Raw genomic sequence first — 13,481 nt, forward strand, 5'->3', positions numbered from 1 at the left:
AGTAATGGCCTCTTTTTAATGCAAAGCTTGTTTTATTGATAATAGCATTTCGTTTATATATCATTACTTAGCTATTAGTTAGTTTTTCAAAACATTATTATTATGGTTTAAGACTTTACACGTCTAAACTGAATATCTAAGCGTTCTTGCAAATATTCTTCTAATACTATGATTTCAATTCGATGTGGATCCCTTTCATCTTCTAAAAAATATTGCGTATATGTACCCTCTGAAGAGCTGGGAACACATCGTAACTTACGATTGAAACCAAATGCGTCTGTGACTACTTCATCATGTACTATTTGCAAATTCCAACACACAATGCCATAAAGGCGTTTGAATGAATGATTAAAATTATGTTTCAAAACATTTTTAAATTCAACAAAACGCAAATAGGAACGCTCTAAATCAACACCTGAATTTCTTAAGCGTGCTAGCACATCAATGCCTGCGTGTGTATCATAGTCGATAATTTCAAATGGAAAAAAATGCGGCTCTAAAATATTTATAGCATGGTAAATTGAAAACACACCTTGCTCTTGACGTGGTTCACGTAAGGTAATGTCTTTATATTCAGCAGTTTTTGCAGACTTAATTAGTTTTGCTCTTTTTTCAAAATCTTTTTCTTCTTTCCTTTCACTTTGATACGCTTGTGATTGTTCTTCAAGCCATTCCATGTTTCCCCAATCGTCACTTTCCGTAATTTTAGTATAGTGTTCGTTGATAGTGTTTTTTATTTCCTCTAGAATATCCCCTGAGGTATTATCTACAGACCCTCGATTTGCCGTTAACCTAAGATCCTGACAATTAAAAAAAGCATGTAGTTTTGTTGATTCACTACCTCGCTTATTTATCCATTCATTTTTTTGCTGAACAGGTATGTAGTCTTTAGCTAACCATACTCCATACCTCTCTTGAACGGTATATGCACCACTTGGAGCTTGATAACCACTTCTTTTTAACATGTTATTAACGATCCGTTTAGCTTTATTTCCTTCTATATACCAAATAGCTTGATATTTTATATCAGGGTATCTTCGAAGGTTACCTTCAAATACAAATTTTTTCACAAAATAGTCAGGTGCATCAGTTAAATGATCGTTCAACAGTTTATCTAAACTCTCCGATTCGTTTGGAAATTTATGACCAAATCTTAAAATTTCATGTGTGCTTCGATCAATTCCTTGTAAATGTAGAGTTACATTATTATATGGATGCTCACCAAACTGTCCTTCGAACGAGCCGAATTTGGTAAACCAATATATGTAGTCTTTTAAGCGATCATGTGTAAAAACGTCCCTTTCATTATTATTATATCCTGTTATTTCTATTAAAGTACCCTCGAATCTCTCTTGGCTTTCCTCGACTTCAACGTCTGGTACAATGCCATCATACAAAGATCCTATTGGATTATTCATGCAACATGAGAATTTCTTTTCATTTGTCCCTGTAACAACTACGATTCGTTCAGAATTAAAATAAATCTTTGTACCATGCCCTTTTTCCCCAATTAGAAAAGGGTCTTCATCCTTAACCTCCTTTCGTAAGCTGTTACCCAAATCAAAAAATGACTCTATCCCCTTATAGTCCATGCCTGTGCCATTGTCTCGAAGCAGTATTTTAAGTTTTTTGACACCACGTTCTGTAGTTATTGAAAATGTAATAAAAATCTCTGATGCTTTTGCATCAAATGAATTTGATAGAGCTTCACGTACAATATCTAAGGGATTTGAAAAATCTGAAGCAATTTCTAAAAATTCACGACTAGGGTTAACTTTCGGTTTAAATGTTGTTTTCAAAAAGATCCTCCTTTTATACTACGCTAAATTAATTGAATGAAATTTGAATATAAATTCTATATGAAAACTTACATATAATAGATGTAGTGTTTCATATAACTTCCTTACGTAAATCGAATATCATAATTATACACTTGTTAAATAGTACCATATGATGAGTGGAGTGCGTTGGATTCTTTTTAGTCTGACTCTGTAAGTGCTACCCTCTGTTAGGAAAAGCCTTTTGATTCAAAAGGTAGAAAGTACCCCCCACCCTCAAGATACATGTCTTTTAAAAGTGGAGTTTTATTTATGAAGGCTATGTTTGCTTGTCTACGTATATTAATGAAGCCATGCTATTTTATTAAGCATGGCTGTGTTTGATATATCTAATCGTCATCTCATGCATATGATCGGTATTCATCTTCTGAATTAGGTTATCTTTGTATGACTGTCCTGCATCCCTTTCGCTTGCAGTTTAAACATACATTTGAATACAGGATTTTTAGCTAAAGTTAGAAGGCTTATCCTTCTACTACCTCTTTACGTTTATTAATCGCTCTGTACAACGTGGCTCTTTTAACTCCTGTTAATTCTTCAATTTCCTTAGCTGTATGAGTTTCGGCATCGTATAGTTTCAATGCGTTGGCAACCTTGTTCTGATCACTCAATGGCCTACCACCTACGCGACCTCTTGCTCTTGCTGCCTTTAAACCGGCCTGTGTACGCTCTATAATGATGTTGCGTTCAAACTCTGCAAACACTGCAAGCATTCCAAATAATGCTTTCCCAGCTGCGGTTGTAGTGTCAATGTTATCATTAACAGAAACTAGATGAGCGCCTTTCCCCTGAATATCATCAAGCACCTGAATTAATTTAATTGTAGATCGTGCTAGCCTATCCAGTTTATAAACTACGAGCATATCACCCACACATAGAATATCTAGAACAATTTGCAATTGCTCTCTGTTGTCCTTAGCACCGCTTGCCTTCTCCTGAAATATCTTCTGGACTCCGTAATTGTTCAATGCATCAATCTGCAAGTCCATTGTCTGATCCACTGTTGAAACCCTCGCGTACCCATAAATCACTTTATCATCCTCCACCGTTTACTGTCTTGGACAATCGTATCACTAAACGGTATTTAAAAATACATTGATTTTGATATGGGTTTTGATACATTTTAAACTTGAAATTAGCAGTATTCTTACAATTTTAGATGTTCCAATATTATGTATCATAAACCATCGTTTTAGAAACTCATTTTAACGTTCTTTATTCTAGCAAAACTCATAAGCATTATTTAAACGTTAACCGTTGCCAACTTCATCGTATTTTCTAAAACCAATATAGTATTTACGTTAGAGCTACAGCCACACTTCATAGATAGTGGAACGTTTGTTTTCAATATCTTCCATAAATCATACACCTTCATTACACTATTGGCTTCGTAGAAACTCAATCAGCTCTTTCGGTATAAAGCGTCTAATCTTCTCAAGCTTTTTGTGAGCAATCGTTACGTTCGCACAGCATTAGATACAGTTTTAGAATATGAATGATTTCGTCAAAGGCTAGCTAATCATGTCTTTTGCAAATACTATACTTGACCTTTAAGCGCAATAGAATACCATTTCATTATTGGATGCAATTGACCATTGATCCTCAATTAAGTTTACTTACATGATATTCAAACGTATCAATTTCTTTACCTTCCCATTCTATCCGCACTCGATAGTCCTCCTGATCCTCATCTTCATCAATTTCTAAATATCTTCGTAAAACACCTTCAGACATGTTTCCATCTATAGGGTTCAGAAAGGCAACCTTCTCACCACTTATAAATCTCCGCTGTTTTTTCTTCAATTTTTCCGACCTCCTATTAAAAGCAAACTTTCATTTTAACAACTTGTCGTTACTGACTATTCAATTTGTTATCACATCTCTATCTATTTCACTTTATACTGTTTAACCGATAAATTATTCCGAAGCAAAGTTTCAAATTCCTTTATCTGTTCTGAGTTTGCGAAAAATGATCTTGGAATAATCAATGCCTTATTTTTAGCAATTAAGATTGAATGAAGTTTGTGGTTTTGTTTAGCTTGATAAACATCACTCCATTTCATTTCCCATTTACCAACTTCGGATTCAATACCAATTCCATCATTTCCAATAAAATAAGAATATTCCTTCTGTAATAACCTATCGCTCTTAAATACATTTTTATATTTGATGGTTGCAAAAATTGCAGTAACTAAAGTAAATAAACCGCTAACCATTAAACCTATTACTATGTACATTGGCAAATCACTCACATTAAACGATGATACTATTAGAACTGTAAGCATAAAAATAACAAATAAATTTACAAATTGAAGTAAGTTCTTATTTTTATTGTGCAGTACTTGAAAGTCCATATAATCTTGATAAGATAACTTGCCTTTAACTGATAACTTTTCTTGAGAATCCATTTAGCACTCCTTAAGATTTAGAGTTTAAACATTCGGTAAGCTCTTAAACATCGTTACCACATTCACAACGTTGCCAGCTTCGTCTAGTTCGCGAATAATAACGGCTGTTGCTTGTTCCTTCGGTACTTCTTTCCAATTGGCATCATAAAATCCGATTTCTGAACGCTCTGTCATATGCATCGTCCGAACCCTCCGAAAAACCTTCTACTATTTTTCTCAATTGTCGCTTTAGTGCATGAAGAATGTAATCCATCCACTTTAAAACAACCCTTTTATCAGGTCATCAATAGCATCGAATCTCATAGAAAAAGTTAGACTACAATTAGTACAAACTTCAGCAATCACAGTTAACCCAAACGTAAAAACCTTATCTTTGGCAATAGTCTAGCATCACGTGTTAATCTACTCCAACCAATTTCCTCACACCTACATTGAGGATTTATAAGCTTATCATTCATACCCAATACCTCTTTCCAAACTATCAATAAATCGAACTAAGCGTTTAAGTTTTACCAGATTGAAATGTATTTCAATAACCTTTATTACGATAATTCTAATCCATTCAGATAATTCTTTGATTTCTAATGATTCGGTAAATACCCTAGTCTTTTTAACCCAAGTAACATCAAGACTCAGATTTTTTTCTTCATCTGTTTGTGGGATATAGATTATAAATATGCTGTATTCATTTTCTCACAATTCTTTTAAGGAAATATGATTATTTGATAAAGTTACTTCGCAAAAACCTTGGTACGAACTGACTCTTCTGTAATATGGCAATGAATATAAAAAGGCGTATCTAGTCTTAGTAGCTTGCTTATTCTTAGGATCAAGATATGGAGCGCATATAGCCCAATCACTTTTAGATGTTTTCAACCAGCTTTAACCTTCGTGAAACTAATCATTTATCGTCTTTTCGTAAGAAAGTTACTTCGCCATATGCAAAGCTCCAGCCATCGACAACCTTCCATCCAGTAGCCATCCAAGCTTTTGCTTGTGATCTTGATGGATTTTTTGAGTTCCCCCATTAAAGTAATAATATCTCCGTTTTATATCCTATAGATATTTCTCTAAGTCGATAATTTTATTTTGAAGTATTTTATATACCTCTGTATCATCTCCAGTGCAGTACAACTTATCTTTTTGCAGTTTCTTGCAAAGGTCAACGCAAGCTTTAATTTGTTTTTCTGACATGTCTTCTTTAATGTCAAACATCTCACCATCTGAATTCATCCAATATCCATCAACACTCTTAATAGGTGGGTATCCTATTTTGAAAATTTGCATGTTTGATCCATTTGACATTTCAATACCACCTTTAAAATCAGTTTTTCATTGTACCTTGAAAACAATATTGCATTATTGATATTCCTTGCCATTACCTTAAACGATTCTTCATAAAACTCCTGAATACTACTGCTATTTTTTAATGTGAAATAATAACGATTCGTTCGCAACGTCCTCCTTTAAAATCCGTGTTTTAATAGTCAAATTTTTTCATTTGGTATTCACCAGCGCTACTCTCGGATACTTTGCATCCTAATTCATTAAGTTTTTTCGCAAGATCGTCAGAAAAACGTCCACTAAACGTAATAATGCCAGTATAAGCAGATTCACTTCTATTCATTAAATAGAGGGCACTTAGCAGATGGGAAATTGTTCTAAGCCTATAGTCATAATCCATGCTAGATATTTCAATATATTCATTTTCAGAGTTGATCCATAATCCACTTTCTGCAAACACACCGGCATAACAATCTTTAAATTCTGAATCTTTCATAACATAAAACAGCTCCCCCGAATAAAATCAGACTCTTATTTAAACATGTTTGATTTTTGATTTTTCTTTCCGTTGTTATAGCTGCGCTCAAGTACATGAATTAATAAGAATACACCTGCTATGGTAAATCCTCCACTTACTCAATAGTTATTATTGGATAAAAACTTCATTGAGAGTTGTATGAATAGGATAGCTACTATTATTTTAATAATCAGCTTGTAATCCATAAAGGCGAATTTCCCCCTCAAGTAGTACACCAACTTTCATTTAAACTTCCTTCTCTTCCAGCAATTATACGATATAATAGGTAATATGTCTCAATCTATGACAAATAAAGCAGTATCAATAAGTATTCTTTCCTATAACGTTACGTATGAAAAATATCAAATAGAATGGTAAAGAATCGCAATGAAGCTATTGAAAAGACTATTACGCTATATACTTTACACACTAGCTTTTCTTTGTTTTTACCTGCCAAGGAGTTGAAACGTTGGATAATATCGTTAGGTTATATGGGGAATTGCACTTAAATAAGTTGAGATTGCAATTATCAAGAATGAAAAAACCAGAAGGTGTCCCATACTTCCTTACTGCCACTGATGAGGGGGCATTAATCAGGCAAGTTGAATATGATAAGTATCTTGAGGTAGCGTTTAAACATGAGATAATGGATGATGATTTACGCAACCGATTAATGTCGAACGTCTGGAGTACCTTCTTCCAAGCAAAAAATGAACTAATGGCGGCTTATTGTGTTGAAAGCAACGGTCATAAAATCTCATTTCATCCCAAAGGCAAAAACAACACTAAAGGCGAGTTTACAATTCACACTGAATCAGACAATATCTTTGTTGAAGTAAAATCCCCTATCAAGGAGCCTGATAGCATTGTGTGGAGTGGTAATGATGCGCTTAGCATTCGTAAGACAATTAAAGATGCCGCTAATAAGCAACTAGATAAGAACAATACTAACCTACTGATCTTTTCAGGTAATATGAGGATTCCAATTACTCACAGCTATCATTCAGGCATTATAGAAGCGTTGTACGGCGAAGAAAAACTGGTCTTTTCTACAAATAGCTCTAATTTATCCAACGTGCCTGAGAGACATTTTGAAGCTTCTGGATTGTTCCAGTCACATCGTAACACCCGAATCAGTGCTGTAGCAACACTTCAGGATCTTCTGACAGAGAAGGGATACCATTATAGCTTTAAGTTATTCCATAATCCGTTTGCACTCAAGAAGATAAGCATTGATTTGTTTAAAGGAATAAAACAATACGCCTATAACGATGAAACAGATCAAATGAACTGGATATAAAAAAGAAGGAGCTGCTACTTAGGCTCCTTCCCATTGCGTCTCAAGATTCAGCACCCTCATACTAAATGCAGCTTAGTACTTTCAGCAGAATTCTATTTAAACTTGGATCAAAACAACATTCCATAATCTATTCTGTTTCCACAAGCTCAATTCCTACAGCTATTTTTGCTTCAAGTATTTTAGTAACACCACTCATCACAAAAGCATCAGACAATTGTATTTCTTCCTTGAATTTTGACATATGACTTGGTTTTTGATCATCTAGAAATTTAAGTATAATTTCAAATGCTTCTTTTTTTGTATAATAAGCAGTTGATAAATCGCTTTTCGCTTCATTTAACATCTTTTTCACATCTTTAGGGAGGTTTTCTGGTACAGCTAAACTATAAAACTCAGATTGAACATACTTAGCAGCGTCTCTTGCCTTTTCAGTAGCTTCATACGCTGTAAAGATGTCGACACTTCCATCGCCTAGTCCAGCCATTGCTTTCTGGTAATATTCAATGAATGGCTTTATTTCATCTTCCAAAGCATAAGCGCCTTTTTCAAATTCTAATACTGCAACTTTATTTTCTTCTTTGGCTTTCTGTTCAGCTTTGGCCTTATTTTCAGCTGCTAGCTTTATTTTAGCTTCCTCTTTTTCTTTATCTTCTTTTATTTTCTTCTCGTCTACAACAGTCTTGAGCTCTTGTTTAACTGCTGGTACAATTGTAGCTTCGGCTTCTGCCGTTATGGTTAATGACTTTTCTTCTGTGCTGTTCGGTGTAATAGCAATAATCAGGGCAATAACAGACCAAGTTACACCTACAATCTTCATGTTCCTACTGAGCCTCTTCCAAGTAAACAAAATCATAATGAAAGGAATAAAAATCCACCCTAAAACTTTAAGAAATTTCAAGACTTTCTCCTCATTTCTATCATTTTCATCTTATTATATATAACTTGACAATATAAGTAACCAAAAATAATCCGAAAGTACTAATTTTAGGAATTAAACCTGTATTTCATTCGCTTATTTCAATTCAATATTATAAATATCTTTCAAACATTCCTTGATTTCGTACGCCAAATCCGAGTGTCCCATTTTCCAAGACGTATACTCTGGAAAAGCTTCATCTGGAAACAAGGTTAGTATCTCTTCATCAACGCTCGTATCATCTTCATCTTTACCAAACCTAGCCCTTAATGCACAAACAATATATTCTGGGTCACTAGCGTTGCATTAATGTTCTCTGAATCTTCAAAAGATTCTGGTTTATTTGTATTTGCACATAAAAATATCCTTTACAATGGAATGGAGAGGTAGACCTGTCCATAAATCCACTGAAAAGGACATCAGCATGGACATTCATACGCTATTTTCTTCATTTGATAAATGGCTTGCGCCGATTTGTACGAAAACGTTTACAACCGCCGTGGCGGACGCCCAGCAGGATAAATACGCAAAGAAGCTGACGACTACAGCCTATCTCAAACTGTTTCTGCTTGCTCAGCTTCAAAATCGCAAAGGCCTGCAGCACATAGCTGACGATGTTTTGTGCGGTGAATTGCAGCGTGAGCTAGGGCAAACTTCCATCTCGGCCGCACAGCTCAGCCGCAAGCATAAACAAGTCGATCCCGAGCTTCTACGACGCGTGTTTGAGCTGCTCGCGAAACGCGTGTTCGCCAGACAAGGTGCGACCGTTCAGCATCATAAGATCAAAATCATCGACTCAACCACCGTCACACTCTGTCTGCAGAAATTCAAATGGGCCGAGTTTCGCAAGACGAAGGCAGGCATCAAAATCCACATGTGACTGGCTTATCTGGACACGCACGAGGTCATTCCGGAGAAAGCCACGGTTACCGTAGCGAAGAAAAATGATCGCACGCAAATGGAGGAACTTGTCCATGAGCCTGGTGTAACCTACATTTTTGATCGCGGCTACATCGACTACACTTTATTTGACCGCTACTGCAGGGATGAGATATTCTTTGTGACCCGCCTGAAGAGCAACACGCACATCGAGCCTCTGGAGGGATGAGTGTGCCTGCAGACAGCTTGGTATCGTCCGATTGCATCGTGCGAATTGGCCTCCCAGCAGAAGAAGATGAAACATGCCCTACGAATGGTTCAAACCGAAGACTCGCAAGGAAACTTGCTTTTTCTGGTGACCAACCGCTTCGACTTGACGTGCGATGAAATTAGTGAGATGTACCGCAGCCGCTGGGCCATTGAGACCTTTTTCAAGTGGATGAAGTAGCATTTGCAGATCAAACATTTTTACGGGACGAGTGAACAGGCCGTTACGAATCAGATTTGGATCGCACTCATCGCATTCTGTTTGCTCGTGCTGGTGAAGCTGGAAACGAAAGTGAAACACAGCTTGCTGCAACTCACACGATGGCTTATTAAGCTATTATGGCAGCCGTGTGGTAGTTGGATCAGGCAACTCAAGAAGAAGCCGAGTCGAACATCGCGTGGACGACAGCGAAAGCACACCCAAGTTTGATCAAGCGGGCTGAATGCAAAGACGAACAGCTACGTATATAAATGTATAATTCAACCAAACGGAAGAACTACCTTTGAGAGCTGTTCGACCTTTTTCATTTCACCCTGAAAACTTATTTTCTGAATATTCACTTTTTCGTGACTCGGAGGTTTTATGCAACGCTAGTGAACTTATATAGAAGCTCGTCAGTGATGAATATTAACTTAACCTGATCACCAACGCTTAGTTTTTCAAGAACCTATTCGCTTGGAAGATAAAAGGTGTATGGTGCTTCTTTGTGAATCTCCACAGGACTTTCTAATTTCCATGTCATAAATGTTCCTCCTGCAAATAATCTGTCATATCCTTCATTCGATTTAATTATGACATTGATATCCTTATATGCATAGTGCCACAGATTCAGCAAAAAAGCCGCCATCAAGGCGACTTTTTCAGCATACATACGCTCATTAATTATCCATTATTGTTTAGTCAGCTCGAAATGATCAAATGCTGCCCAATTGCCCGCATTTCCGTCAGACCAAACACCAACTTCAACCTGTCCACTAGTAACTGGAATACTGTTAATCGTGTATTGTGTCCAATTGCCTACTGATCCGGTAATTTGCGTATTCAATTCCGTTCCTCCATACCCTCTCGCCACAAGTTGAATGGCGTTAAATCCGCCGCCTGATCGAACCCATATGCTGTACTTGTAGGTTCCATTCGGAACCGCCACGTTCTGGCTCGTTAATTGTGTATAAGCGGAAGAGGCATAATGCGACAGTTTGTAGCTGCCGTTGAATGTTTGATCTTTATCAATAAACTGTGCTGCCGGTCCGCCATGCCAATCCGTCCACCCTGATGCATTTCCCCATTCAAGCCCGCCATTACTCAACAAATTTGCAGGAACCAGTTCGAAATCATCGAATACAGCCCAATTGTTTGCATTTGCATCCGCCCAGACACCAATTTCAATTTGGCCGTTCGTTATTTTGATATTGTCGATCGTATACTTGGTCCAGCCATCACTTGCGTTGGATGCGATAATCGCAGAAAGCTCAGTAGCAGCACCTGTCTGTTTGGCAAACAGATTTAACTTCTTTTGACCGCCGCTGCTTCTTGCCCACGCACTTAGCTTGTAAGTGCCGTTCGGAACGCTCAGCGACTGTTTCGTTAATTGCTGATAAGCAGTAGCAGCCCAATAGACCATTTTGTAAGAACCGCTGCGTGGAGCGTCCGTATCTACATTTTGGGCGTTTGTCCCATTATTCCAAGAGGTCCAACTCGCTGCACTGCCTGTTTCAAAACTTGAATTCGCAAGCAAGTTCCCACTTGTTACAGCTGTTGTAGGAATAAGCTCCAGCCAGTTCAAGTTCCAACCGCTTGCAGCAGCTTGCAGGCGAAGCGTCTGAACACCTGCACTAAGTGTGACATTCTGCGACAGCGTCGTCCATGTCTGCCATCCGCCTGTGTTCGGTACGGAATAGGTTGCGAGTGTTGTAGAACCATTCTTTAGAAGAATCGCATTAGCGGAACCCGTTTGGCTTGCCACCCTGAGACGAGCTTTGTATGTGCCAGTGACTGGGACGTTTATTCTGTAGTCCATCCAATCTCCCGCATCAATATAACCGACATTTAAACCGCCATTACTGTCAAGCGCAGCTTCCGTTTGAACGCCGAAAGAAGCGTTATGATTCTCAGCCTCAATGACACCAGCCGAATCCTTCGTATGCATAGCGGAACTACTCAGACCAAATCCGTATGGAAATAAGGGTGAATAGTTAGAATCCTTCGAGTTGTTCGGAATTTGCGACATGCTTCTAGGCCATGTCAGCGGCAGCTTGCCTATGAAATCGTAATCGCCGAACAACACATCTGCAAGCCCATTTCCTTCTGTGCCCGGAAGCCAGCCGGCAATGAATCCCTTCCAATCTGGAAGCTGGTTGGTTACAATCATTGGCCTGCCGGACAGCATGATTACGACCATCGGAACGCCAGAGCTCTTCACATTATTAAGCAATGTAATATCCTCCGTACTGAGCTCCAAATCTGCTCGCGGCTGACCTGGACCAACATCACCGACCATTTCGGCCGAAGGATACTCTCCAATGACAACAATAGCAACATCATTCCCAGCTGCTCCTGTGCCCGCTGCAGAATATGTTACATTGGCTGAATTCGTAGCAGCGCTTTGAATACCCTGTAGAATAGTCGTTCCTGGCGTTATGTTGCCTGGGGAGCCTTGCCAAGTAATCGTCCAGCCGCCGGACTGATAACCGATGTTGTTAGCCTTCGTACCGGCTACGAATACCTTTGAGGCTTTGGACAATGGCAAAATATGTCCTTCGTTCTTGAGCAGCGTCGCCGATTTACGGACAGCTTCTCGGGCAATCGCTCGGTGTTCCACACCACCGAAAGTGCCGCCGCTGATCAGACTTCTATCCGTGTAGGGAGCTTCAAATATCCCCGCTTCGAACTTAACACGCAGAATCCGGCTTACAGCATCGTCAATTCTAGCCTGAGTAACTTGACCAGTGTTGACTAGGTTTTTGAGCGTCGGGATGAACGACTGCCAGCTATCAGGTTCCATAAACATATCGATACCCGCATTAACGGTTGCTTTGAGCGCATCGGAATAATTCGAATAGTACCCTTGGTTGACAAGCGAATAGGTGCCATTCCAATCCGATACGACCATGCCTGTAAAATTAAGACCTTGCTTGAGCATTTCTGTAATCAGATGGTGATCCGCATGAGCCTTTATATTATTCCACGTTGTGAGAGAGATCATGACCGTTCTCGCACCTGCATCAATCGCCTCACGATAAGGCTGAATGTAAGGATCGAGCTCCTGCTCGCTCAAGGTGACATTACCCTGATCATCGCCATTCGTCGTAGAGCCGTCCCCAACCCAATGCTTAATACTGCCAGCTACCTTCGTCCCTTTCAGAAAACCACTGTCTGTCGTAAGCCCCTGTAACCCTTGTGTATAAGCGACGCCCAATTGACTGACTAATGAAGCATTCTCTGAGAAACCTTCATACGTCCTTCCCCATCTAATATCTTGAGGTGCGCACAAGCACGGAGAGAAGTTCCATTGTATGCCCGTTGTCCTTACTTCCTTCGCCGTTGCAGCGCCAATACGCTTCACTAAATCACTATCTCTAGTAGCACCTAATCCTACGTTATGCGGAAAAATCGTAGCTCCATACACGTTATTATGACCATGAACCGCATCCACCCCGTATATAATTGGAATCTGTAGACGGGTTTGCATCGCGGCATACTGGAACGCATCAATGGTATCTGCCCACGCAGTCGGTGTATTCGGTGTCGGAGTTGAGCCCCCTCCACTTAGCACAGAGCCGATTAAATGATCCTTCACCTGAGTTGTAGACGCGGATAACCGCTCCACTTGGAGCATCTGCCCCACTTTCTCATCCAGTGTCATCCGTGATAGAAGGTCCGCAACTCTGGCATTAATTGAAAGGGTAGGATCTTGATAAGGAAGTGATGCAGCTGAAACACGAGCAGGCATTACCGATGCCAATGATACAACGATGCAGCTTATGAGCGCGATGGAAATACATTTTCGCAATAGGTGATTAGAATATATAAATTTCATGGCAGCCTCCTATAATGGAAAAGCCATCCCTGAGA

General features: G+C 38.9%; 13 protein-coding genes and 1 pseudogene. 4 read left to right on the plus strand and 10 right to left on the minus strand.

The window, feature by feature from the left end:
- Positions 1-107 precede the first annotated feature (107 nt).
- From FGT79_RS06915 to FGT79_RS06940, 7 genes are all read right to left on the minus strand, one after another.
- Entirely contained in the window at positions 108-1,799 is a 1,692-nt protein-coding gene (locus FGT79_RS06915) for an ATP-binding protein (RefSeq protein WP_138751987.1), read from the minus strand.
- A gap of 503 nt (positions 1,800-2,302) precedes the next feature.
- On the minus strand, positions 2,303-2,869 hold the full coding sequence (locus FGT79_RS06920; RefSeq protein ID WP_138751988.1) for a recombinase family protein: 567 nt from the start codon (positions 2,867-2,869) through the stop codon (positions 2,303-2,305).
- A gap of 571 nt (positions 2,870-3,440) precedes the next feature.
- Positions 3,441-3,641, minus strand: a complete 201-nt coding sequence (locus FGT79_RS06925) for a hypothetical protein (protein WP_138751989.1) — start codon at positions 3,639-3,641, stop codon at positions 3,441-3,443.
- A gap of 83 nt (positions 3,642-3,724) precedes the next feature.
- A complete protein-coding gene (locus FGT79_RS06930; protein ID WP_138751990.1) occupies positions 3,725-4,246 on the minus strand; it encodes a YcxB family protein in 522 nt (173 codons plus the stop codon).
- A gap of 24 nt (positions 4,247-4,270) precedes the next feature.
- Positions 4,271-4,426 (minus strand): hypothetical protein, encoded by a 156-nt coding sequence (locus FGT79_RS31005; RefSeq protein WP_171056108.1) that lies wholly within the window; start codon positions 4,424-4,426, stop codon positions 4,271-4,273.
- Between the two features lie 876 nt (positions 4,427-5,302).
- On the minus strand, positions 5,303-5,551 hold the full coding sequence (locus FGT79_RS06935) for a hypothetical protein (RefSeq protein ID WP_138751991.1): 249 nt from the start codon (positions 5,549-5,551) through the stop codon (positions 5,303-5,305).
- A 175-nt stretch (positions 5,552-5,726) separates the two neighbouring features.
- Complete coding sequence (locus FGT79_RS06940; protein ID WP_138751992.1) at positions 5,727-6,026, minus strand: hypothetical protein; 300 nt, start codon at positions 6,024-6,026, stop codon at positions 5,727-5,729.
- Positions 6,027-6,516: 490 nt separating this feature from the next.
- On the opposite strand from FGT79_RS06940, the gene FGT79_RS06945 reads away from it, so the two are divergent.
- Positions 6,517-7,347, plus strand: a complete 831-nt coding sequence (locus tag FGT79_RS06945) for a hypothetical protein (RefSeq protein WP_138751993.1) — start codon at positions 6,517-6,519, stop codon at positions 7,345-7,347.
- 127 nt (positions 7,348-7,474) lie between these two features.
- Here the strand turns inward: FGT79_RS06945 and FGT79_RS06950 are convergent, their stop codons facing one another.
- Positions 7,475-8,164, minus strand: coding sequence for a hypothetical protein (locus FGT79_RS06950; protein ID WP_138751994.1), 690 nt, complete (start codon positions 8,162-8,164; stop codon positions 7,475-7,477).
- Between the two features lie 523 nt (positions 8,165-8,687).
- Between FGT79_RS06950 and FGT79_RS06955 the strand changes: the two genes are divergently transcribed.
- The 3 genes and pseudogenes from FGT79_RS06955 to FGT79_RS06970 all read left to right on the plus strand — a co-directional run bounded on the left by FGT79_RS06955 (position 8,688) and on the right by FGT79_RS06970 (position 9,839).
- A complete protein-coding gene (locus FGT79_RS06955; protein WP_171056109.1) occupies positions 8,688-9,143 on the plus strand; it encodes a DUF4372 domain-containing protein in 456 nt (151 codons plus the stop codon).
- A 9-nt stretch (positions 9,144-9,152) separates the two neighbouring features.
- Positions 9,153-9,590: pseudogene (locus FGT79_RS31805) on the plus strand (transposase).
- 3 nt (positions 9,591-9,593) lie between these two features.
- The gene (locus FGT79_RS06970) at positions 9,594-9,839 is read left to right on the plus strand and encodes a hypothetical protein (RefSeq protein WP_138751997.1); all 246 of its coding nucleotides are present in this window, start codon (positions 9,594-9,596) and stop codon (positions 9,837-9,839) included.
- A gap of 238 nt (positions 9,840-10,077) precedes the next feature.
- Here the strand turns inward: FGT79_RS06970 and FGT79_RS31810 are convergent, their stop codons facing one another.
- Positions 10,078-10,281: a hypothetical protein gene (locus FGT79_RS31810; RefSeq protein ID WP_246096189.1), complete on the minus strand. Its 204-nt coding sequence runs from the start codon at positions 10,279-10,281 to the stop codon at positions 10,078-10,080.
- An 18-nt stretch (positions 10,282-10,299) separates the two neighbouring features.
- Positions 10,300-13,446: a glycoside hydrolase family 3 N-terminal domain-containing protein gene (locus tag FGT79_RS31595; RefSeq protein ID WP_138751998.1), complete on the minus strand. Its 3,147-nt coding sequence runs from the start codon at positions 13,444-13,446 to the stop codon at positions 10,300-10,302.
- Positions 13,447-13,481: the final 35 nt, after the last annotated feature.

It is taken from the genome of Paenibacillus sinopodophylli (assembly GCF_005930355.1).
In the GTDB taxonomy this organism is placed as follows: domain Bacteria; phylum Bacillota; class Bacilli; order Paenibacillales; family Paenibacillaceae; genus Pristimantibacillus; species Pristimantibacillus sinopodophylli.